The sequence below is a fragment of the Ramlibacter paludis genome (genome assembly GCF_022012305.1).
GTDB classification, from domain to species: Bacteria; Pseudomonadota; Gammaproteobacteria; order Burkholderiales; family Burkholderiaceae_C; genus Ramlibacter; species Ramlibacter paludis.
This window is the reverse complement of sequence record NZ_JAKLTM010000003.1, coordinates 395,850-418,863: the sequence shown is the minus strand read 5'-3', so window position 1 is coordinate 418,863 and position 23,014 is coordinate 395,850. Positions and strand designations below refer to the sequence as shown.

Below are 23,014 nucleotides of genomic sequence, written 5' to 3'. Positions count from 1 at the left end.
GCGGGTCGCGGTGCAACGCGGTCCGAGGGTCAATCCCTAGAACCTTTCCCTATGGTTCGGGCCCGGAAATTGCGATATGTTCCAGCCCCGTTGAGCACATAAAACGATCTCAACTTTTCCCAACCCTGGAGGATTTATGAAATTCAACCTGAGACTGACGGCCGTTGCTGCCATTGCCGCCGCCTGTGGCGTGGCCATGGCGCAGGAAACGGTGGTCAAGATCGGTCACGTCGCCCCGCTGTCGGGCGCGCAGGCGCACTATGGCAAGGACAACGAAAACGGCGTCCGCATGGCCATCGAGGACCTGAACGCCCAGGGTGTCACCATCGGCGGCAAGAAGGTCAAGTTCGAGATCCAGGCCGAAGACGACGCCGCCGACCCGAAGCAGGGCACGGCCGCCGCCCAGAAGCTGTGCGACGCCAAGGTCGCCGGCGTGGTCGGCCACCTGAACTCCGGCACGACGATTCCCGCTTCCAAGGTCTACAACGACTGCGGCATCCCCCACGTCACCGGCGCGGCCACCAACCCGGCCCTGACCAAGCCCGGCTACAAGACGACGTACCGCATCATCGCCAACGACAACGCCCTGGGCGCTGCGCTGGCCCTGTACGCCGCCGACAAGCTGAAGCTGAAGAAGGTCGCCATCATCGACGACCGCACCGCCTACGGCCAGGGCGTCGCCGAAGTGTTCAAGAAGACCGCCGTGTCCAAGGGCATGACCGTCGTCGACGAGCAGTTCACCAACGACAAGGCCACCGACTTCATGGCGATCCTGACCGCCATCAAGGCCAAGAACCCCGATGCCGTGTTCTACGGCGGCATGGACCCGCAAGCCGGCCCGATGCTGCGCCAGATGGAGCAGCTGGGCATGGACAAGGTCAAGTACTTCGGCGGCGACGGCATCTGCACCAGCGAGATCATCAAGCTGGCTGCCGGCGCCAAGACGCTGGGCAACGTGATCTGCGCCGAAGGCGGAGCGTCGCTGGCCAAGATGCCCGGCGGCACCGCCTGGAAGGCCAAGTACGACAAGAAGTACCCGAACCAGTTCCAGGTCTACAGCCCGTACACCTACGACGCCACCTTCGTGCTGGTCGACGCCATGAAGCGTGCCGGTTCGTGGGATCCGAAGGTCTACACCAAGGAACTGGCCAAGACCAACTACAAGGGCGTCACCGCCAACATCGCCTTCGAGCCGAACGGCGAGATGAAGAACGCCGCGACGACGCTGTACACGTACGCGTCCGGCAAGAAGGAACCGATGTAAGCTGGTTCAGGGTAAGCACCTGTATCGGGAAAGCCGCCTGCGGGCGGCTTTTTTTCGTCGGTGCGCCCCCCGCGCGCGCGCGTTGCGGCGGTGCCGCGACCCTGTAGGCTTGCGCGTCCTTTTCATGTAGTCGAGCTCCTACAGCCCGCGCCAGTGCTGGCTCTGCGGCCCATTCGCGGGCGCCGTCGTGTTGTCGCGCTAAGCGTTGTCCGCTACCCTCCCTCCTCTCTGTTGGTCTGCCAACAGTTGCTTACATCGGGGGTAGTGACATGGAAGTTCTGGCCAAGGTGCCTGCGGCGGACCACCGCGACGGTGGCGACCTCAAGTTGATCCTGAAAGCGCTGAGCGCTTTCCGCAGAGGCGAGCAGGGCGTCACCTTGCCGACCGAATGGGATGGCCTGTTCGGCAAGATCGCCGCGGAGTTCAACGACCTGTCGGCCCAGACCTCGCGCACCAACACCCGCCTGAAGACGGTGGCCGCGGGCCCGCACAGCGGCTCGCGTGCGGGCAAGCGCATCGCCGACGAGAAGCTCACCGGCTTCTGGCAGGAGAACGTCGCGAGCGTCAACAACCTGCTGGACGAGGTGGAGCTGGCCGGCGACCGCACCCGCACGCTGCTGGCCAGCCTGACCGAGGTGAAGAAGGGCAACGTCCACGCCGAACTGCCGCACGACTGGACCGGCCTCTTCGGCAAGGTGGCGGACGCCTTCAACGATGTCGTGGCCGAGAACGTGCGCATGTCGCAGGAGCTGGCCCGCCTCTCGCGCGTCGTCGGCAAGGAAGGCAAGCTGAAGGAACGCGCGGCGATGCCGGCGGCCGGCGGCTTCTGGCGCGACTCCGCCGAATCGATCAACTCGCTGATCTCCGACCTGGTGCACCCGACGTCCGAAGTGGCGCGCGTGATCGGTGCGGTGGCGCAGGGCGACCTGTCCAAGTCGATGGCCCTGGAGGCCGACGGCCGCGCGCTGGAAGGGGAATTCCTGCGCACCGCCATGACCATCAACAAGATGGTGCAGCAGCTGGGCACCTTCTCCGCCGAAGTGACGCGGGTGGCGCGCGAGGTGGGTACCGAGGGCAAGCTGGGCGGCCAGGCGGAAGTGCAGGGCGTGGCCGGCACGTGGAAGGACCTGACCGACTCCGTGAACTCGATGGCCGGCAACCTGACGGCGCAGGTGCGGAACATCGCCGAAGTGACCAAGGCCGTGGCGGCGGGTGACCTGTCCAAGAAGATCACCGTGGACGTGAAGGGTGAAATTCTCGAACTGAAGAACACCATCAACACGATGGTGGACCAGCTGCGCTCGTTCGCCTCGGAAGTGACGCGGGTGGCGCGGGAAGTGGGTACCGAAGGCAAGCTGGGCGGTCAGGCCGACGTGCAGGGCGTGGCCGGCACCTGGAAGGACCTGACCGAGTCGGTGAACTTCATGGCCGGCAACCTCACCTCGCAGGTGCGGAACATCGCGGACGTCACGAAGGCCGTGGCGGCCGGTGACCTCTCCAAGAAGATCACCGTGGACGTGAAGGGTGAGATTCTCGAGCTGAAGAACACCATCAACACGATGGTGGACCAGCTGCGGTCCTTCGCGTCGGAAGTGACGCGGGTGGCGCGGGAAGTGGGTACCGAAGGCAAGCTGGGCGGCCAGGCCGACGTGCAGGGCGTGGCCGGCACCTGGAAGGACTTGACCGACTCGGTGAACTCCATGGCCGGCAACCTGACGGCGCAGGTGCGGAACATCGCGGACGTGACCAAGGCGGTGGCGGCCGGTGACCTCTCCAAGAAGATCACCGTGGACGTGAAGGGTGAGATTCTCGAACTGAAGAACACCATCAACACCATGGTGGACCAGCTGCGGTCCTTCGCTTCGGAAGTGACGCGGGTGGCGCGCGAAGTGGGTACCGAAGGCAAGCTGGGCGGCCAGGCCGACGTGCAAGGCGTCGCGGGTACCTGGAAGGACCTGACCGACTCGGTGAACTCCATGGCCGGTAACCTGACCGCCCAGGTGCGGAACATCGCGGAAGTGACGACGGCCGTGGCCGCCGGTGACCTGTCCAAGAAGATCACGGTGGACGTGAAGGGCGAAATCCTGGAGCTGAAGAACACCATCAACACCATGGTGGACCAGCTCTCCTCGTTCGCCTCCGAAGTGACCCGCGTGGCAAGGGAAGTGGGTACCGAAGGCAAGCTGGGCGGCCAGGCCGACGTGCAGGGCGTGGCCGGCACGTGGAAGGACCTGACCGAGTCGGTGAACTTCATGGCCGGCAACCTCACCTCGCAGGTGCGGAACATCGCCGACGTGACGAAGGCGGTGGCGGCCGGCGACCTGTCCAAGAAGATCACCGTGGACGTGAAGGGCGAGATCTCCGAGCTGAAGATCACGATCAACACCATGGTGGACCAGCTTTCCTCGTTTGCCTCGGAAGTGACGCGGGTGGCGCGGGAAGTGGGTAACGAAGGCAAGCTGGGGGGCCAGGCCGACGTGCAAGGCGTGGCCGGCACCTGGAAGGACCTGACCGATTCCGTGAACTCGATGGCCGGCAACCTCACGGCCCAGGTGCGGAACATCGCCGACGTGACGAAGGCCGTGGCCGCCGGGGACCTGACCAAGAAGATCACCGTGGACGTGAAGGGTGAGATTCTCGAACTGAAGAACACCATCAACACGATGGTGGACCAGCTGCGAAGCTTCGCCTCGGAAGTGACCCGGGTGGCGCGCGAAGTGGGTACCGAAGGCAAGCTGGGCGGCCAGGCCGACGTGCAGGGCGTGGCCGGCACCTGGAAGGACCTGACCGACAACGTGAACTTCATGGCCGGCAACCTGACCTCGCAGGTGCGGAACATCGCGGACGTGACGAAGGCCGTGGCGGCCGGTGACCTCTCCAAGAAGATCACCGTGGACGTGAAGGGTGAGATTCTCGAACTGAAGAACACCATCAACACCATGGTGGACCAGCTGCGGTCCTTCGCTTCGGAAGTGACGCGGGTGGCACGCGAAGTGGGTACCGAAGGCAAGCTGGGCGGCCAGGCCGACGTGCAGGGCGTGGCCGGCACGTGGAAGGACTTGACCGACTCGGTGAACTCCATGGCCGGCAACCTGACGGCCCAGGTCCGGAACATCGCGGAGGTGACCACCGCGGTGGCCGCTGGTGACCTGTCCAAGAAGATCACGGTGGACGTGAAGGGCGAAATCCTGGAGCTGAAGAACACCATCAACACCATGGTGGACCAGCTGCGAAGCTTCGCCTCCGAAGTGACGCGGGTGGCGCGCGAAGTGGGTACCGAAGGAAAACTGGGCGGCCAGGCCTACGTGCAGGGCGTGGCCGGCACCTGGAAGGACCTGACCGACAACGTGAACTTCATGGCCGGCAACCTCACTTCCCAGGTGCGGAACATCGCCGACGTGACCAAGGCGGTGGCCGCCGGCGACCTGTCCAAGAAGATCACGGTGGACGTGAAGGGCGAAATCCTGGAGCTGAAGAACACCATCAACACCATGGTGGACCAGCTTTCTTCCTTCGCCTCGGAAGTGACGCGAGTGGCGCGCGAAGTGGGCACAGAAGGCAAGCTGGGCGGCCAGGCCTACGTGCAGGGCGTGGCCGGCACCTGGAAGGACCTGACCGACAACGTGAACTTCATGGCCGGCAACCTGACCTCGCAGGTGCGCGGTATCGCCAAGGTGGTGACCGCGGTGGCCAACGGCGACCTGGAGCAGAAGCTGACCGTGGAAGCCAAGGGCGAGATCGCCTCGCTCGCCGACACCATCAACTCCATGACCGACACGCTCGCGACCTTCGCCGACCAGGTGACGACGGTGGCGCGCGAAGTGGGCGTGGAAGGCAAGCTGGGCGGCCAGGCCAAGGTGCCGGGCGCCTCGGGCACCTGGAAGGGCCTGACGGAAAACGTGAACCAGCTGGCGGCCAACCTCACGACGCAGGTGCGGGCGATTGCCGAAGTGGCGACCGCCGTGACGCAGGGTGACTTGACGCGGTCCATTACCGTGGAAGCGCAGGGCGAAGTGGCGGCGCTGAAGGACACCATCAACGAGATGATCCGCAACCTGCGCGACACCACGCAGGTGAACACCGAGCAGGACTGGCTGAAGACCAACCTGGCCAAGTTCTCCCGGATGCTGCAGGGCCAGCGCGACCTGGTCGCGGTGGGCCACCTGATCCTGTCCGAACTGGCGCCCGTGGTCGGCGCGCAGCAGGCCGAGTTCTACGTGCTGCGCTACACCCAGGAACAGCCCAAGCTGCGCCTGATGGCCTCCTATGCCTCGGACGGCCACGGCGCCTACGGCAAGGAGATCGACCTGGGCCAGGGCCTCGTCGGCCAGGCCGCCTTCGACAAGAAGAAGATCATGCTGACCTCCAGCTTCCCGGAGGCCTTGCGCATCGCGTCGGGCCTGACGGAAGTGGCGCCGCTGAACGTGCTGGTGCTGCCCATCATCTTCGAGGGCCAGGTGCGCGGTGTGATCGAACTCGCAAGCGTGGAGCGCTTCAACCCGACCCACCAGGCCTTCCTCGACCAGCTGACGGAATCGATCGGTATCGTGATCAACACGATCGAAGCCAACATGCGGACGGAAGACCTGCTGTCGCAGTCGCAGTCGCTGGCCCAGGAACTCCAGTCGCGGCAGGAGGAACTGCAGCAGACCAACGAGGAACTGCAGGAAAAGGCCCGCCTGCTGGCCCACCAGAACCAGGAGGTGGAGCGCAAGAACGCGGAAGTGGAACAGGCCCGGCAGGCGCTGGAAGAGAAGGCCAAGCAGCTGGCCCTGACCTCCAAGTACAAGTCGGAGTTCCTGGCCAACATGTCGCACGAGCTGCGCACGCCGCTGAACTCGCTGCTGATCCTGTCCGACCAGCTGTGCAAGAACCCCGAGGGCAACCTCACGCCCAAGCAGGTGGAGTTCGCCAAGACCATCCACTCCTCGGGCAACGACCTGCTGATGCTGATCAACGACATCCTGGACCTGTCCAAGATCGAGTCCGGCACGGTGGTGGTCGACGTCAACGAGCTGCGCCTGTCGGACCTGCAGCTGTACGTGGAGCGCACCTTCCGCCACGTGGCCGAAGCCAAGAACGTGGACTTCACCGTCCGCACCGGCCTCAACCTGCCGGCGTCGATGGTCACGGACGCCAAGCGCCTGCAGCAGATCCTGAAGAACCTGCTGTCCAACGCCTTCAAGTTCACCCACCAGGGCCACGTGACCCTGACGGTGGAAGAAGTGTTCGCGGGCTGGAACACCGAGAACGAGGACCTGAACCGGGCCCAGCAGGTGCTGGCCTTCTCGGTCAGCGACACCGGCATCGGCATCTCGCCGGACAAGCAGCAGATCATCTTCGAGGCCTTCCAGCAGGCCGACGGTTCCACCAGCCGCAAGTACGGCGGCACCGGCCTGGGCCTGGCGATCTCGCGCGAACTGTCCAAGCTGCTGGGCGGCGAGATCCGCCTGATCTCGGCGCCGGGGCAGGGCTCCACCTTCACGCTCTACCTGCCGCTGGTCTACATGGCCACGCGCACGGCGCGCCGCGTCACGACCGACTACCGCACCGAAGCGCAGACGGTCGCGCCGGTGCCCAAGCGCCTGCCGCCGCCGCAGCTGCCGGCCAACGACGCCGACGTCGACATCGCCGTCGACGGCGAGCCGGATCCGGAAGACGTGCTGGCCGCCGACAACCTGGCCAACGACGACCGTGACAACATCGGCTCGGGCGACCAGGTGCTGCTGATCGTCGAGAACGACCTGGCCTTCGCCCGCTTCCTGCTGGATGCGGCGCGCAGCAAGGGCTTCAAGGGCCTGGTCACCACGGTGGGCGCCGGCGCGCTGACGCTCGCCAACCAGCACAAGCCCTCGGCCGTGACCCTGGACATGCACCTGCCCGACATGGCCGGCTGGCGCGTGCTGGACCGCGTGAAGCACGACTTGTCGCTGCGCCACGTGCCGGTGGTGGTGATCTCGACCGACGACTCCAAGGACCGCGCCTTCAAGTCGGGCGCGCTGGCCTTCCTGGAAAAGCCGATCCGCTCGAAGGAAGTGCTGGACGGCATGCTCGACAAGCTGCATGCCTACGTGTCGCGCAACGAAAAGAGCCTGCTGGTCGCGATCGACGACCGGGAGGTGCGCAACGAACTGCTGGCCCAGATCGAGGGCGAGCAGATCGACGTGACCGTGGTCGCCAACGCCCAGCAGCTGCTGCAGGCGCTGGACGAGGGCCGCTTCGACGCTGTGGTGCTGGAAGACGGATTCGCCGGCGCCGACCCGCGGGACTTCCGCCGCGCCATCGGCGCGCAGGCCGGCATCGGGCCCATGCCGCTGATCCTCTACCGCGGCGCGGCCAGCCCGCAGAACGGCTGGCACTCGGACGATTCGGTCACGGTGCAGGAAGTGCAGGGCGCGCCCAAGCTGTTCGACGCCGCCCTGATCGCGCTGCACCGCAGCCTGGCGCGGCTGCCGGAGGTGAAGCGCAACGTGATCGACAACGTCTACGAATCCGCCAAGCCGCTGGCCGGCAAGCGGGTGCTGATCGTCGACGACGACATGCGCAACATCTTCGCGCTGGCCACGGTGCTGGAAGAGCACGGCATGGACATCGTCTGGGCCGACAACGGCCGCGAGGCGATCAACCGGGTGGCCAACGACCCGGGCATCCAGGTGGTGCTGATGGACATCATGATGCCGGAGATGGACGGCATGGCCACCATGAAGGAGATCCGCAAGCTGCCGCAGGGCCGGAACCTGCCTATGATCGCGGTGACGGCCAAGGCGATGAAGGGCGACCGCGAGAAGTGCATCGAGGCGGGCGCCTGGGATTACCTGGCCAAGCCGGTGAACACGCCGGACCTGCTGGCGGTGCTGCGCGCCTGGCTGCAACAGAACTAGGGAGAACCGGTGACGAGTGCTGCGCCCGCGGCGGAGGCCCCCGAAAAGGTCAACATCCTGGTGGTGGACGACCTGCCGGAGAAGCATGTCGTCTTCACCACCATCCTGGAGGAGCTGGGCCAGAACATCGTCAGCGCGCGGTCCGGCCAGGAGGCGCTGAAGTACATCCTGGAGATGGAGTTCGCCGTCATCCTGCTGGACGTCAACATGCCCGACATCGACGGGCTGGAGACGGCCAGCCTGATCCGGCAGTACAAGAAGTCCGCCCAGACGCCGATCGTCTTCATCACGGCCTACGTCGACGAATTGCAGGCGCGCCGCGGTTATGCGCTGGGCGCGGTCGACTACATCCCGTCGCCCGTGGTGCCGGAGGTGCTCCGCTCCAAGGTGCGGGTCTTCGTCGAGCTGTTCCGCATGAACCGCCAGCTGCAGAAGCAGGCGCAGCAGCGCGAGGAACTGGCGCGCTCGGAAGCGGCACGCACGGCGGCGGAAGACGCGATCCAGCGCGCGGACTACCTGGCGCAGGCGAGCCAGGTCCTGTCGCGCTCCCTGAATCTCGACGACACCATCGCGGCCATCCTGGACCAGTGCGTCCCGGTGCTGGCCGAACGCGCGATCCTGGGTATTCCCGATGCGGAGGGCGGCGTGCGCCGCCTGGAAATGCATCCGCCGCCGCGCGCCGACGACGCCGAGGTGTTCACGCTGGACCTGCGGCAGGCGGCCGACGAGGTGATCCGCAACAAGCAGTTCCGCCTGCTGCGGCGCGAAGACCGGCGCGCGGCTGCCATCTGCCCGCTGCTGGCCGGCGACGAGATCCGCGGGGCGCTCGCGCTGCTGGGCGACGAGAGCTTCTTCGACTCCACCCGCATCGCGCTGATCCGCGAGTTCGCCAGCCGCGCCTCGATCGCCATCGAGAACGCCCGCCTGTACTCCGCGGTGCAGGACGCCGACCGGCGCAAGAACGAATTCCTGGCCATGCTGGCCCACGAGCTGCGCAACCCGCTCGCGCCCATCCGCAATGCCGTCCACATCCTGACCGCGGCCGAGGAACTGCCGCCCAAGCTGGCCTGGGCGCGCGACGTCATCGGCCGCCAGGCCGACCAGATGGGACGGCTGATCGACGACCTGCTGGATGTCTCGCGCATCGTGCAGGGCAAGGTCACGGTGAAGCCGGAGCGGCTGAGCCTGGCCACCCTGGTCGAACTGTCGGTGGAATCGAGCGCGCCGCGCCTGGGCGCGCGCGAGCAGGTGCTGGACGTGGTGCTGCCCAAGGAGGAGATCGAGCTCGACGGCGACCAGCTGCGCCTGTCGCAGGTTCTGTCCAACCTGATCAACAACGCCTGCAAGTTCTCGCCCGAGCGCAGCCGCATCACGCTGGAGGCGAAGTTCAACGACGGGGAACTGCAGGTGTCGGTCAAGGACCAGGGCGCCGGCATCGCGCCCGAATTCCTGCCCCACATGTTCGACCTGTTCGCGCAGGCCGACCAGTCGCTGGACCGCTCCCAGGGCGGCCTGGGCATCGGCCTGACGCTGGTGAAGCACCTGATCGAGCTGCACGGCGGCCATGTCTTTGCCACGAGCGAAGGGCTGGGCAAGGGCGCGGAGGTGACGGTTTGCCTGCCCGCGCGCATCGGCGTCCCGGGCAGGGCGGTGCCGGCTCCGGCGGCCCCCGCCCGCGTCGCGCCGCAGAAGCATGCGGCCTCGCGCATCCTGGTGGTCGACGACCTGGCCGCTTCCGCCGAGACGCTGATGACGCTGCTGGAAATGGAAGGCTTCGAGGTGAAGATCGCCCACGAAGGCCAGGCGGCCCTGGCCATGGCGCGCGAGTTCCGGCCCGACGTGGTGCTGCTCGACATCGGGTTGCCGGGCATGAACGGCTTCGAAGTCGCGCACGGCCTGCGCAACCAGGACGAGTCGCGTGACGCGCTTTTGATCGCGCTGACCGGCTACGGCGAGGCCGAAAGCCGCAACCGCTCGGCCCAGGCGGGCTTCGACTTCCACATGACCAAGCCGGCCGACGTGAACCTGCTGCTGTCCATGCTGGCCGATCCGGCCGAGGCAAGACGCCAGGCCGTGACGGCCTGAGCGGAAGGCGCTTGCGGCGCTGCTACAATGGCGGGCTTGCTGGAGAGGTGGATGAGCGGTTTAAGTCGCACGCCTGGAAAGCGTGTGAGGGTTAATAGCCCTCCGCGGGTTCGAATCCCGCCCTCTCCGCCAGCAGATGCAGGGAACCCGCCACAGGCGGGTTTTTTGCTTTTTGGCGCGAGAATGTCAGCTCCTGACAGGGGGATCGCATGAACACCCGAGCACTCGCGGCAGCCGCAGCCATCGTCATGACTTTTGCGCTGGCGGCCTGCGGCGGCGGTGGCGCCGACCCGTCCTCCTCCTCGGGCACCGCACCCGTCGACGCGCCGAGTCCCGCCCCGGCGCTGCAGACGCTCTTCACGCTGGCCACCGCGCAAACGGCTGCCTCGCCCCGGGGCGCGGCGATGGCCTCCGGCGATCCGCAGCCCGCGGCCGGCAGCACCACCTTGATCGCCGGACTGCTCGATGAAAACTCCCAGTCCGGCATCTACGACTTCTCCTACGACGCCTACGTGGTCACCGCCCTGCGTTCCGAGTCGGTCACCGTGACGTCCACCGTCTTGACGGGCAAGTACCTCCGAGGCTACGGCTTTCCCATCAGCATCGGAGTGATCGAAGCGGGAGCCGACCTCCGCGCCTGGGGGAACTTCTATGTGCAGGACGCCCTCCAGGACGGCATTGCGGTGACGAAGTACCCCGTCGAGAAGGACAGGCAGTACATCCTGGTCTACAAGACCTTCTCCAACTTCATGCCGCAAGGCTACACGCTGGAGGTGGGGGACGCCCTGCGCGTGGAGGGCCTGATCGACAAGCAGGGGGAAGTGACCGACCTGCCGGCGGACCCCGGCGGTCCCATTTCGGTGGCCAATCCCCGGCCGCGCGCCCTGTCGCGGCTGATCGGGCAGATCGCGCCGGTTCTTCGCTAGACCTCGCGCCGGGCGAAGCCGCCCGCGCCCCAAGACCCTCGTTGCCGGCGCCCGATCAGCTCCTGGTGCCCGAGAGCAGGGCGGCGTCGCTCCGGCTGCCGTTCGGCGCCGCCAGGAAGAAGCGGCCGTCCGCGCCGCGCAGCACGGCCAGCCCGCGCACCGACTGGCCGGCCAGCGGGCAGGGCGCCGCGCCGAACACGATGGCGGCGTCGAAGACGTTGCCGTCGGCGCGCGGCAGCAGCTGGCCCGTGGCCGTGCAGCCGGAGGTGGAGAGGCTGAACTGGCCGGAGGTGTCCACTGTCCAGGCGGCGGCCAACTTGCCGCTGGCGCTGCCCAGCAGGCCGGTGTAGCGCCCGACGATCGTGGCCAAACGCGCCGGCTGCGCGAAACCGGCATCGTAGGTCGAGCTGAAGGTCACGGGAGGGATCCCGGTCGACAGGATGGTCCCGGCGAAGGTTTCGCGCGGAACGATGGTTCCGGTGACCGACGCGGCCAGCACACCCAATCCCTCCAGGTTCAGGTGCAGGGCGCCCGCGGAAGCAAGCGCGCCGCCGCTGGCCGTGCCGCTGCCGAGGACGGCGCCGCCCAGGACCGTGGGATAGCCGGGGGAGGAGTAGAAGACCGCATAGGAGCCGTCGGCCAGGACGAGGCCCGCGATGGAGCGATTCGAACCGGTGCTGCCGGCCCAGGAGCCGCGCGCTTCCGCTGCCGGATCGGCGGCCTCGCCATCGGCACCACCTCCGCAGCCCACCAGGACCGCGGCCGCCAGCAAGGCGCTCCAACGACTTCGCATGTGCTCGTTCTTCTTGGCCCAACAGCAGGCCGCCTTCGCCGAGCATAACCCTAGCTCGGCTTGGACAATTAGTTAGACAGTGTCCAATTTGGTAGGACAGGCATTAGACAGTAGCTTGGACAGTGAAGAGGCTTGATTTTGCAGGAACTCTTGTTGCTGCGTTGACACACTGCTCAGGTAGCTCTTGACGGTCTAGATAGACAGTCATACAGTGCGCCTACACAGTCCAATACAGAGGCCCTCTTGCTCACCAGCAAAGAGATCATCGAGAGAACCGGCATCTCACGTGCCACTCTCAACAACTACATCGCCAGCGGCCTCGTGCCGCGGCCGCAGGTCCTTCCCCCAGGCCCGCAGGATGGAGCTGCGCCTCGCATTGGCTACTTCCCCGACGACACGATCGCGCGCGTCGAATCGATCCAGCGGCTGAAGCAGCAGGGTTGGAGCATCACCCGCATCGCCGAACATTTCGCCGCGCATCCGCCGGTGGCGGCACCTTCCGTGGCCGCCGCGCCCGTGCCGGCCCCGGCGCAGCAGGCAGAGATTCCCGCCGCAGCCGCACGCGTGGCTGCGCCGGCTCCGGCGCCCGGGGTGGAGGCGGACCCCACGCTGCGCATGTGGCTGGCCAACGCCCGCCATCCCGCCTACCTGGTCAACGACGCATTCCGCCTGGTGTGGCGCAACGAGGCCGCCCGCAACGACCCGGCGACGGCGAATGCCACCCTGGCCACGAGTATTTTCGCGACGCTGCTGCAATTGGATGCCGCTGCCGGCCGCGACGCGCTGCTGCGCCTGCACCTGGCGATCGCCCGCGCCCGTTCCGCGGCCCCCGCGGACCTGTTCCGCGGCCTGGACGCGCAGCAGGCCGCACGCCTGGAAGCCCTTTACCGGAACGTCGGGCAAGCCGACGACGCGCTGGTCGCGCAGGTGCAACTGCCCGCCGCCGGCGGCCAGCCGGCCCGCCTGGCCTATGCGGTGCAGTTCCGCGAAGGCGTGCTGTTCGCCTATGCCCCCGCCGACGCCGGAACGGCCCGCACCGAAGCGCAGGCACCGGCCGCGCCGGTGCTGACGCCGGTGGCCATCGTGGTGACCTCGCTGCAGGACGCCGCCGGCCTGTGGGTCAAGCTGACCGCGCAGGAGTACTTCGAGCTGCTCAATGAAGTGGGCGTCGAGCTCGATCGCATCTTCCGCCAGAACCATGGCCAGCCGGGCAGGGCGGCAGGCGAGGTGCTGGTCTGCTATTTCCTGCCGCAGGGCGACGGCGGCAGCTATTTCTGGAACGCCCTGGCGGCGGCACAGCAGACCCGCGCGGCCATGCGCCAGGTCAGCCGCCGCTGGCAGGCGCGCAAGAGCTGGGACGTCGAGCTGTGCATGAACATCGGCATCGACGAGGGGCAAGAGTGGATGGGGACGTTGGGGAGCCAGGGAGCTGGCGAGCTGCGGGTGCTGGGGGATGCTGCCGAAAGGGCTGCGCAGATGTCGCGCGCCAGCCGGATGGGCGCCGTCCTCCTCACCCGCAGCCTCGTTGGCAAGCTCGCCGTGGCCGACCGCCAGCGCCTCACCTACGGCGTGCGCCGCCTCGACGGCAGCGACTCCCCCTTGCTTTTCACTTTCGCGCGGCTGGCCGACCTGGCCGCGCCCACGACCGTGCCGGCCCCGGTGGCCGACCTCGCCGTGGCGGAGCTCCTGGACCTGAATTTTCCGAATACCAACACCGGCCCCGGCAGTGCGGGCTGATAGAGAAGAAGGGACAAGTCATGCGTTGGCTCAAACCCAAGCTCACGAGCAGCTTCTACGCGATCTTCAGCGTCAGCCACAGCGCTTCGCAGCCGCCCGCCGTGGCGGTGACCGGGGTGGGCATGGAGGACATCCGGGAAGCGATGCTGGCGCTGGCCGCGATGGACAATGACGAGCGGGCGCTGGCGGTCACGCGCCGCATCCGCTACGCCGCCGACCTGGAGGCCCTGTGGTACATCCGCGGCGAGCTGATGGGGCTGCTGGCGCGCACCCATGGCGAGGCCGTGGCGCGCGAGATGCTGGAAGACCTGAGCGTGCTGTTCACCGACCTGCTGCCGCGGGGCCTGCGCTCGCGGCCCAGCCCGCTCAGCGGCGGCTACCGGGCCAGCCGGCCGGGGTCCGACGAGTGAAGTCCGTCCGCGGCCGCCGAACGCGTGCCGGCGATCATCTTCATGGCCGAGGCGATCAGCCCCGAGACCTCGCTCATGTTGGCCGGGATGACCAGCGTGGTGTTGGAGTCCTCGGCCACCTTGCCGAACGCGTCCACCGCGCGCTCGGCCACCTTCAGTTGAACGGCCTGTTCGCCGCCGGGCTGGCGGATCGCTTCGGCCACCTTGCGGATGGCATCGGCGGTCGCTTCCGCCACGGCAATGATGGCCGCGGCTTCGCCCTGGGCCTTGTTGATCTCGGCCTGCTTCGCGCCTTCGGAGCGGGCGATGAAGGCCTCGCGCTCGCCGGTCGCGATGTTGATCTGTTCCTGGCGCCGGCCTTCCGAGGCGGCAATTAAGGCCCGCTTCTCGCGCTCCGCCGTGATCTGCGCCTGCATCGCATGCAGGATCTCCTTGGGCGGCGTCAGGTCCTTGATCTCGTAGCGCAGCACCTTCACCCCCCAGTTCAGCGCGGCCTCGTCGATGGCCTGCACCACCTGCGCGTTGATGATGTCGCGCTCCTCGAAGGTCTTGTCCAGCTCCAGCTTGCCGATCACGCTGCGCAGCGAGGTCTGGGCCAGCTGGGTGACCGCCACGATGTAATTGGAAGACCCGTAGCTGGCCCGCGTGGGATCGGTCACCTGGAAATAGAGGATGCCGTCCACCTGCAGCTGGGTGTTGTCCCGGGTGATGCAGACCTGGCTGGGCACGTCCAGCGGAATCTCCTTCAGGCTGTGCCGGTAGGCGACCTTGTCGACGAAAGGCACCAGGAAGTTCAGGCCCGGGGTGAGGGTGGCGTGGTACTTGCCGAGCCTTTCCACGACCCAGGCGTTCTGCTGCGGCACCACCTTGACGGCACGCACGACGAAGATGACGGCGATGACGAACAGGACCAGGGCGACTTCCATGGGCTTTCCTCCTTCTTGGTTCTAGATCTTTTCGACGACGAGGCGGGTGCCATCGACCTCGCGCACCCGGTGCAGCCCCGGCCCCTGCGGCGCGCCGCCGGCCGGCACGGCCTTCCACAAGGCGCCGCGGTAACGCACGCTGGCGGTGTTGTCGGCGCCCCAGGCGTCGATCACCACCTGTTCGCCGGCATCGAGATCCATGTTGGTGCTGGCGCCCGGCGTGCCGCCGAAGCGGCGCTTGCGCAGCACGTGCCAGGCCGCAACCGCGCCGCCGCCGATCACGGCCGCCGCGACCAGTTGGGTGGAGATGCCGGCGCCGGCATGGGCAGCCAGTGCCCCGGCGGCCATGCCGATGCCCAGCATCAGCAGGTAGAAGGTGCCCGTCAGCAGTTCGACAGCCACGGCCGCGCCGGCCAGCAGCCACCAGGTGGTTGAGTCCGCCATATGTCCCCTTTGGGCGCATTGTGGGCGAAATCCTCACCCGCGCAACGTCGAGGGCTCCCGGATTTCATACACTTCGCCCCTTCATCGCCTTTTTGCCCTGGACCCCCGCCCATGAAGTTTCGCTTCCCCATCGTCATCATCGACGAAGACTACCGCTCGGAGAACACCTCCGGGTTGGGCATCCGCGCGCTGGCGCAGGCGATCGAGGCCGAGGGCTTCGAGGTGCTGGGGGTGACCAGCTACGGCGACCTGTCGCAGTTCGCGCAGCAGCAAAGCCGCGCGAGCGCCTTCATCCTGTCGATCGACGACGAGGAGTTCACGCCCGGGCCGGACCTCGACCCCGCCGTCGTCAACCTGCGGCAGTTCATCGAGCAGGTGCGGCGCAAGAACCTGGAAGTGCCGATCTACGTGTACGGCGAGACCAAGACCTCGCGCCACATCCCGAACGACATCCTGCGCGAGCTGCACGGCTTCATCCACATGTACGAGGACACGCCGGAGTTCATGGCGCGCCACATCATCCGGGAGGCCAAGAGCTACCTGGAGGGGATCCAGCCGCCGTTCTTCAAGGCGCTGCTCGATTACGCCGAGGACGGCTCCTATTCCTGGCACTGCCCGGGCCACTCGGGCGGCGTCGCCTTCCTGAAGTCGCCGGTGGGCCAGATGTTCCACCAGTTCTTCGGCGAGAACATGCTGCGGGCCGACGTCTGCAACGCCGTCGACGAGCTGGGGCAACTGCTGGATCACACCGGCCCGGTGGCCGCCAGCGAGCGCAACGCCGCGCGGATCTTCAACGCCGACCACTGCTTCTTCGTCACCAACGGCACCAGCACCTCCAACAAGATGGTCTGGCACCACACGGTGGCCCCGGGCGACGTGGTGGTGGTGGACCGCAACTGCCACAAGTCGATCCTGCACTCGATCATCATGACCGGGGCCATTCCCGTCTTCATGAAGCCGACGCGCAACCACTTCGGCATCATCGGCCCGATCCCGCAGAGCGAGTTCGAGCCGGCCAACATCAAGGCCAAGATCAAGGCCAACCCGCTGCTGGCCCACGTCAACGCCGACAAGGTGAAGCCGCGGGTCATGACCCTGACCCAGTCGACCTACGACGGCGTCATCTACAACACCGAGACCATCAAGAAGATGCTCGACGGCTACGTCGACACCTTGCATTTCGACGAAGCCTGGCTGCCGCACGCCGCCTTCCACCCCTTCTACGGCGTCTACCACGCCATGGGCCGCAGCCGCACCCGGCCCAAGGAGTCGCTGACCTTCGCGACCCAATCCACCCACAAGCTGTTGGCGGGCATCAGCCAGGCGAGCCACGTGCTGGTGCAGGACTCGCAGAACCGCAAGCTGGACCGGCACCTGTTCAACGAGGCGTACCTGATGCACACCTCGACCAGCCCGCAGTACTCGATCATCGCCAGCTGCGACGTGGCCGCGGCCATGATGGAGCCGCCCGGCGGCACCGCGCTGGTGGAGGAAAGCCTGCTGGAGGCGCTGGACTTCCGTCGCGCCATGCGCAAGGTGGAAGCCGAGTACGGCAAGGCCGACTGGTGGTTCAAGGTCTGGGGCCCGGACAAGCTGGTCGACGAAGGCATCGGCCGCGCCGACGACTGGATCATCAAGGGCGAGGCCCGCACCGCCAAGTGGCACGGCTTCGGCAACCTGGCCGAAGGCTTCAACATGCTGGACCCGATCAAGTCCACCATCGTCACGCCTGGCCTGGACCTGAACGGCAAGTTCGCCAAGACCGGCATCCCGGCCTCGATCGTCACCAAGTTCCTGGCGGAGCACGGGATCATCGTGGAGAAGACCGGCCTCTACAGCTTCTTCATCCTGTTCACCATCGGCATCACCAAGGGCCGCTGGAACACGCTGCTGTCGGCGCTGCAGCAGTTCAAGGACGACTACGCCAAGAACCAGCCGATGTGGCGGATCCTGCCGGAGTTCTGCCAGCGCTTCCCGCGCTACGAGCGCATGGGCCTGGCGGACCTGTGCCAGTACGTGCACGAGCTCTATGCCAAGTACGACATCGCCCGCCTGTCGACGGACATCTACCTGAGCGACCTGCAGCCGGCCATGAAGCCCAGCGACGCTTTTGCCTACATCGCCCACCGCAAGACGGAGCGGGTCGAGATCGACCACCTGGAAGGCCGCATCACCACCAGCCTGGTGACGCCGTACCCGCCGGGCATCCCGCTGCTGATCCCGGGCGAGGTGTTCAACAAGAAGATCGTCGACTACCTGAAGTTCTCGCGCGAGTTCAACTCCGAGTGCCCCGGCTTCGAGACCGACATCCACGGCCTCGTGTCCGAAGCCGGCCCGGACGGCAAGCTGCGCTACTTCGCCGACTGCGTGCAGCAGGAAGCCGCCGGCAAATAAAGACGAGGCCATGCCCGCCCTGCGTATCTACGCCGGTCCCGCGGCCAGGCGGCACCTGGAGAAGCAGGGCCTGCAGCCGGCGGACGTCGGCGTGGTGCCGGCCGCCGCCGGCGGCCCCAAGGGCCTGGTGCTGGGGCCGCTGGACCGCTTCCTGTTCGGCCAGTGGCTGCCGCAGACCGACCATCCGGTGCACCTGGTCGGCGCCTCGATCGGCGCCTGGCGCATGGCCACCGCGTGCCTGCGCGAGCCGGTGGCCGCCTTCGAGCGGCTGGAGCGCGACTACATTGCGCAGCACTACGAGCCCGCGCCGGGGCGCAAGACCCCCAGCGCCACGCAGGTCAGCGACGCTTTCGCGCAAAGCCTGGAGTCCTTCTACGGCGGCCGCATCCGCGAGGTGTTGACGCACCCGCGGTTCCGGCTGCACATCGTCACCTCGCGCGGCCGCCACGTGCTGCGCCGCCAGCATCGCGTCGCCACGCCGCTCGGCTACCTGGGCGCCTTCGTCAGCAACTCGCTGCACCGCAAGGCCATGGGCGCCTGGCTGGAACGGGTGGTGTTCTCCACGCCGGAAGAGGGTGGGGCCTGCACCCTGCCGTTCGGCACCGGCGACTATCCGACGCGCCAGGTCCTGCTGACCGAAGCCAACTTCCAGCCGGCGCTGCAGGCCAGTTGCTCCATTCCCTTCGTGCTGAACGCGGTGCACGACATCCCCGGCGCGCCGCCGGGGGCCTACTGGGACGGCGGCATCACCGATTACCACCTCCACCTGAAATACGACTGCGGCGCCGGGCCCAACCTGGTGCTCTATCCGCATTTCCAGAAGGCGGTCGTGCCCGGCTGGCTGGACAAGGGGCTGAAGTGGCGGCATCGCGCCACGGCGTTCCTCGACTCGATGGTGGTGCTGGCCCCCGATCCCGAGTGGGTGAAGAGCCTGCCCAATGGCAAGCTGCCGGACCGCACCGACTTCACCCGCTACGGCAGCGACCTGCAGGCGCGGGTGCGGGACTGGACGGCGGCGGTGCGGGCCAGCACGCAGCTGGCGGAGGAATTCGCGGCCTGGCTGGCGAAGCCGGACCCGGCGCGGGTCGAGGCGCTGTGAACCAGCCGGCCGCACGCATCCTCGGCTGGGACCTGCTGCGCGGCGTCGGCGCCCTGATGGTGGCCTTCTACCACCTGAGCTACTGGCTGGGACTGGCGGAGCTGCCCGCGCTGGGCACCTACGGCGTCTACCTGTTCTTCGTGCTATCCGGGGCCAGCCTGGCCTACGTCTATCCCGCCGAGCGCGTGCGGGACGGCAACGACATCCTGCGTTTCCTGGCCACGCGCTGGCTGCGGCTCGCCCCGCTGTACCTGCTGCTGTGCGTCGTCTTCATCGTGATGCTGTCCGTGCACAACGGCCAGCTGGTGAACCGCCTGCCGCTGCGGCTCGCGCTCAACGCCACCTTTGCCTTCGGTTTCTGGGATCCTGCCGTGTGGGCCCTCCTGATCGGCGGCTGGACGCTGGGCATCGAGTTCGTCTATTACCTGTTCTTTCCCTTGATGGCGCGGGTGCTGCGTTCTCCGGCGGCGAGCCTGGCCGTGCTGGCGGCGCTGGTCGCCTTCCAGTGGTGGTGGATCTACCGCACGGTCGGGGCGATGGGGTGGACCGGTGGCGTGATCTCCTATCACCACGTCCCGGCCTTTGCCGCCTACTTCTTCGGCGGCTGCATGCTGGGCTACCGGCAGCGCAGCGAAGTGCCGGCGCAGCCGGAGTGGCTGGGCTGGCTCACCGCCTTTGCCTGGGTGTCGCTGCTGCTCCTGCTGATGCCCTCGGCGCCCGGCAATGAACTGCTGGGGCTGCGAGGCGCCGTGCTGTTCTCGTCGGTGTTCGTGGCCGTGTTCTTCAGCGGCCGGGTCCGGCTGGAAGGCAGGACGGCGGTTCTGGCCGAGTGGTTCGGCGACGTGACCTTCGGGCTCTACCTGCTGCATCCGATCCTGGTGTTCGGCGTGCTGTGGTTCGTGGCGCCCGACGCGCCTACGTGGTCCGTGCCGGCGCGCTGCCTGCTGCTGCTCGGATTGCTGTCCGTGGCGGCGACGCTCGCCGTGTTGAGCGAGCGGCGGCTGGAGCGGCCGCTGCGGCGCTGGAGCCAGCGGCGGCTGAAGCGCGCCGGCTGATCCCGATCACATCGAGGAGGCCAGCAACTCCTCGTATTCCTCGGCCGTTGCCACCTTCGGATTCGTCTTGTGGCAGTGGTCGGCGAGGGCGCCGGTCACGATCCGCCCGAACCAGTCGCGCTCCACGCCCATCGCCGCCAGGCCTGCCGGCAGGCCCAGGCGCGCGTTCATGTCGCGGATCGCCTCCGGAATGTCGCCGGCCGACTGCAGGCCCATCGCATGGGCCATCTTCTCCAGCCGGCGGTCGCGCCGCACCGACTCGGCCTGCGCATTGAAGCGCACCACCGCCGGCAGGAACATGGCGTTCAAGGTGCCGTGGTGCATCCGCGGATTCACGCCGCCCAGGCTGTGGCTCAGGGAGTGCACGGCGCCCAGTCCCTTCTGGAAGGCCATCGCGCCCTGCATCGAGGCGCTCATCAGATTGAAGCGGGCGTCGCGGTCGGCGCCGTTGCGGGTGGCCCGCTCGATGTGGGCCCAGCCGCGCTCCAGGCCGTCCAATGCGATGCCGTCCGCCGGCGGGTTGATGGCGGCCGACATGAAGGTTTCCATGCAATGGGCAATCGCGTCCATGCCGGTCGCCGCGGTCAGCATGGGCGGCAGGCCCAGGGTCAGCTCGGGATCGCAGATGGCCGCCTTGGGCACCAGGTTCCAGGAGTGGAAGCCCAGCTTGCGGTGGTCGTCGACGATGAGGATGGCGCCGCGCGCCACCTCGCTGCCGGTGCCGCTGGTGGTAGGCACCGCGATCAGCGGCGCGGCCTGGTCAGTGATGCGCGGCGAGCCGCCTTCGATGGTGGCGTAGCGGGTCAGCGGTCCTTCGTGGGTGGCGGCGATGGCGACGCCCTTGGCGCAGTCGATCGCCGAGCCGCCGCCCACGGCGATCAGGCCGTCGCAGCCTTGTTCCTTGTAGATCGCGGTGGCCGCGCGCACGGCCGCCTCGGTCGGGTTCGACGGCGTCTGGTCGAACACGGCATACGACATGCCGGGCAGGGCGTCCAGCGCCTTCTGCAGCACGCCCGCCGCCTTGACGCCGGGATCGGTGACGATGAGGGGCTTGGTGATCCCGACCCGTTCGCATTCCTGCTTCAGCAGCTGGATGGCGCCGAAGTCGAACTGGATCTGGGTGACGTAGTTGATGAAGGCCATGGCAACCGGTCCCTTACGATGGAGGGCTCCATGGTAGCTTTCCTTCCGCAGTTTCCCGAACTGACGCCCGCCATGCGATCCGTGCTCGAGCGCATGGCCCGCAGCAAGCATGTTCCGCTCTACACGCTGAGCCCGTTCGAAGCCCGGACCGCCTACGAGGCCAGCGCCGATGTGCTGGAGGTGCCCAAGCCGGAACTGGCGCGCGTGCAGGACTTGCAGGTGCCGGCCCGGGACGGGACGCGCATCCGCACGCGGATCTACGCGCCCACCGCCGGTCCGCTGCCAGTGCTGGTCTATTTCCATGGCGGCGGATTCACCATCGGCAGCATCGCGACCCATGACATCCTGTGCCGGACGCTGGCGAAGCTGGCCGGCTGCGCGGTGGTGTCCGTCGGCTACCGCCTCGCGCCCGAACACCGCTTTCCGACCGCGCTCCACGACGCCTGGGATGCCCTCGAATCCATCGCCCGCTCCGGCGCCGTGCTGGGGCTGGACACGCGCCGGCTGGCGGTGGGCGGGGACAGCGCCGGCGGGACGCTGGCCACCGTGTGCGCCACGCTGGCCCGCGACGCCGGCATTCCCATCGCGCTGCAGCTGCTGTTCTACCCAGGCTGCGCCGCCTGGCCGCGTGCGCCATCGCATGCCCGCTACCACCAGGGCCTGGTGCTGGAACAGGCCCACATCGAATACTTCTTCCGCCAGTACGTGGACGACCATCAGCGCGAGGACTGGCGCTTCGCGCCGCTGGAGACGCCGGACGTGGAAGGGGTCGCGCCCGCGTGGTTCGGCCTGGCCGAGTGCGATCCCCTCGTGGACGACGCGCTGGCCTACGCGGATAAACTCCGGGCAGCCGGCGTGCCCGTGGACCTGGAGATCTACCGCGGCGTCACGCACGAATTCATCAAGATGGGCCGCGCCCTGCCGGAAGCCCGGCAGGCCCATGCCGACGCCGCGCTGTCCCTGAAGAAAGCCCTGTTCGCGCCATGAGAAGAGAAGAGTTCCGGTTTTTCCACCGCCTGCGGGTGCGCTGGGCCGAAGTGGACATGCAGAAGATCGTCTTCAATGCCCACTACCTGATGTACTTCGACACGGCCGTCGCCGACTATTGGCGCTCGCTGGCCATGCCTTACGAGGAAGCCATGCACCTGCTGCAGGGCGACCTGTACGTGAAGAAGGCGACGGTGGAGTTCCACGCTTCGGCCCGCATGGACGACCGGCTCGACGTGGGCATGAAGTGCAGCCGCATCGGCAATTCGTCGATGACTTTCCTGGGCGCGATCTTCCGCGGCGAGCAGCTGCTGATCACCTGCGAGCTGGTCTACGTGTTTGCCGATCCGGCCACCCAGACTTCCAAGCCGGTGCCGCCGCCGCTGCGCGACATCCTCACCGGCTACGAAGCCGGCGAGACCATGGTGCAGGTCCGCACGGGCAGCTGGCAGGAGCTGGGGCGGGACGCCGGCCGCATCCGCACCGAGGTGTTCGTGCAGGAGCAGCGCATCCCGGCCGACCTGGAATGGGACGAAGCCGATGCGACGTCGCTGCATGCAGTGGCCTACAACCGCCTGGGCCAGGCCGTGGCGACTGGCCGCCTGCTGCCGGCCCACGCGGGCGAAGCCAAGGTCGGGCGCATGGCCGTGCACCAGGTGCTGCGCGGCTGCCGGGTCGGCGAACAGGTGCTGCGGACGCTCGCCGATGCGGCCGCCAGTCGCGGCGACCGCGTGCTCAAGCTGCACGCGCAGCGCAGCGCCAAGGACTTCTATGCCCGCCTCGGCTTCACGCCCGAGGGCGAGCCCTTCGAGGAGGCCGGCATCCCGCACCTCACGATGACCCGCGCGCTCCCGCTCGCGCACTGAACGC

Annotated in this window: 15 protein-coding genes and 1 tRNA gene; 12 read left to right on the top strand and 4 right to left on the bottom strand. The window is 67.5% G+C overall.

What is annotated here, in order from left to right:
- Positions 1 to 136: 136 nt before the first annotated feature.
- From LZ009_RS12465 to LZ009_RS12445, 5 genes are all read left to right on the top strand, one after another.
- The gene (locus LZ009_RS12465; protein ID WP_275698252.1) at positions 137 to 1,264 is read left to right on the top strand and encodes a branched-chain amino acid ABC transporter substrate-binding protein; all 1,128 of its coding nucleotides are present in this window, start codon (positions 137 to 139) and stop codon (positions 1,262 to 1,264) included.
- Between the two features lie 269 nt (positions 1,265 to 1,533).
- Entirely contained in the window at positions 1,534 to 8,145 is a 6,612-nt protein-coding gene (locus LZ009_RS12460; protein ID WP_275698251.1) for a hybrid sensor histidine kinase/response regulator, read from the top strand.
- A gap of 9 nt (positions 8,146 to 8,154) precedes the next feature.
- The gene (locus LZ009_RS12455; protein WP_275698250.1) at positions 8,155 to 10,230 is read left to right on the top strand and encodes a hybrid sensor histidine kinase/response regulator; all 2,076 of its coding nucleotides are present in this window, start codon (positions 8,155 to 8,157) and stop codon (positions 10,228 to 10,230) included.
- A 41-nt stretch (positions 10,231 to 10,271) separates the two neighbouring features.
- Positions 10,272 to 10,362: transfer RNA gene (locus tag LZ009_RS12450), tRNA-Ser, on the top strand.
- Positions 10,363 to 10,439: 77 nt separating this feature from the next.
- Positions 10,440 to 11,156, top strand: a complete 717-nt coding sequence (locus LZ009_RS12445; RefSeq protein ID WP_275698249.1) for a hypothetical protein — start codon at positions 10,440 to 10,442, stop codon at positions 11,154 to 11,156.
- A gap of 55 nt (positions 11,157 to 11,211) precedes the next feature.
- Here the strand turns inward: LZ009_RS12445 and LZ009_RS12440 are convergent, their stop codons facing one another.
- Complete coding sequence (locus LZ009_RS12440; RefSeq protein ID WP_275698248.1) at positions 11,212 to 11,949, bottom strand: hypothetical protein; 738 nt, start codon at positions 11,947 to 11,949, stop codon at positions 11,212 to 11,214.
- Positions 11,950 to 12,192: 243 nt separating this feature from the next.
- On the opposite strand from LZ009_RS12440, the gene LZ009_RS12435 reads away from it, so the two are divergent.
- Together LZ009_RS12435 and LZ009_RS12430 are read left to right on the top strand one after the other, a co-directional pair.
- A complete protein-coding gene (locus LZ009_RS12435) occupies positions 12,193 to 13,686 on the top strand; it encodes a MerR family transcriptional regulator (protein WP_275698247.1) in 1,494 nt (497 codons plus the stop codon).
- A gap of 20 nt (positions 13,687 to 13,706) precedes the next feature.
- Positions 13,707 to 14,096, top strand: coding sequence for a hypothetical protein (locus LZ009_RS12430; protein WP_275698246.1), 390 nt, complete (start codon positions 13,707 to 13,709; stop codon positions 14,094 to 14,096).
- On the opposite strand, the gene LZ009_RS12425 is transcribed toward LZ009_RS12430, so the two are convergent.
- Together LZ009_RS12425 and LZ009_RS12420 are read right to left on the bottom strand one after the other, a co-directional pair.
- Positions 14,063 to 15,022 (bottom strand): SPFH domain-containing protein, encoded by a 960-nt coding sequence (locus LZ009_RS12425; RefSeq protein ID WP_275698245.1) that lies wholly within the window; start codon positions 15,020 to 15,022, stop codon positions 14,063 to 14,065. The two genes, LZ009_RS12430 and LZ009_RS12425, sit on opposite strands and share 34 nt — an antisense overlap.
- Before the next feature lie 21 nt (positions 15,023 to 15,043).
- Positions 15,044 to 15,466, bottom strand: a complete 423-nt coding sequence (locus tag LZ009_RS12420) for an NfeD family protein (protein WP_275698244.1) — start codon at positions 15,464 to 15,466, stop codon at positions 15,044 to 15,046.
- A gap of 111 nt (positions 15,467 to 15,577) precedes the next feature.
- On the opposite strand from LZ009_RS12420, the gene LZ009_RS12415 reads away from it, so the two are divergent.
- From LZ009_RS12415 to LZ009_RS12405, 3 genes are read left to right on the top strand one after another with little or no spacing between them, the layout of a single operon-like run.
- The gene (locus LZ009_RS12415) at positions 15,578 to 17,860 is read left to right on the top strand and encodes an arginine/lysine/ornithine decarboxylase (protein ID WP_275698243.1); all 2,283 of its coding nucleotides are present in this window, start codon (positions 15,578 to 15,580) and stop codon (positions 17,858 to 17,860) included.
- Positions 17,861 to 17,870: 10 nt separating this feature from the next.
- Positions 17,871 to 18,959 (top strand): patatin-like phospholipase family protein, encoded by a 1,089-nt coding sequence (locus LZ009_RS12410; RefSeq protein WP_275698242.1) that lies wholly within the window; start codon positions 17,871 to 17,873, stop codon positions 18,957 to 18,959.
- A complete protein-coding gene (locus LZ009_RS12405; protein ID WP_275698241.1) occupies positions 18,956 to 20,014 on the top strand; it encodes an acyltransferase family protein in 1,059 nt (352 codons plus the stop codon). The genes LZ009_RS12410 and LZ009_RS12405 overlap by 4 nt, the downstream gene beginning before the upstream one ends.
- Before the next feature lie 6 nt (positions 20,015 to 20,020).
- On the opposite strand, the gene LZ009_RS12400 is transcribed toward LZ009_RS12405, so the two are convergent.
- Positions 20,021 to 21,157 carry an iron-containing alcohol dehydrogenase gene (locus LZ009_RS12400; RefSeq protein WP_275698240.1) on the bottom strand — a complete coding sequence of 379 codons (1,137 nt, stop codon included), beginning with the start codon at positions 21,155 to 21,157 and terminating at the stop codon, positions 20,021 to 20,023.
- 30 nt (positions 21,158 to 21,187) lie between these two features.
- Here LZ009_RS12400 and LZ009_RS12395 point away from each other — a divergent pair, with 30 nt between their 5' ends.
- Both LZ009_RS12395 and LZ009_RS12390 read left to right on the top strand, forming a co-directional pair.
- Entirely contained in the window at positions 21,188 to 22,144 is a 957-nt protein-coding gene (locus tag LZ009_RS12395) for an alpha/beta hydrolase (RefSeq protein WP_275698239.1), read from the top strand.
- The gene (locus LZ009_RS12390; RefSeq protein WP_275698238.1) at positions 22,141 to 23,010 is read left to right on the top strand and encodes a YbgC/FadM family acyl-CoA thioesterase; all 870 of its coding nucleotides are present in this window, start codon (positions 22,141 to 22,143) and stop codon (positions 23,008 to 23,010) included. The genes LZ009_RS12395 and LZ009_RS12390 overlap by 4 nt, the downstream gene beginning before the upstream one ends.
- The last annotated feature ends 4 nt before the right edge of the window (positions 23,011 to 23,014 follow it).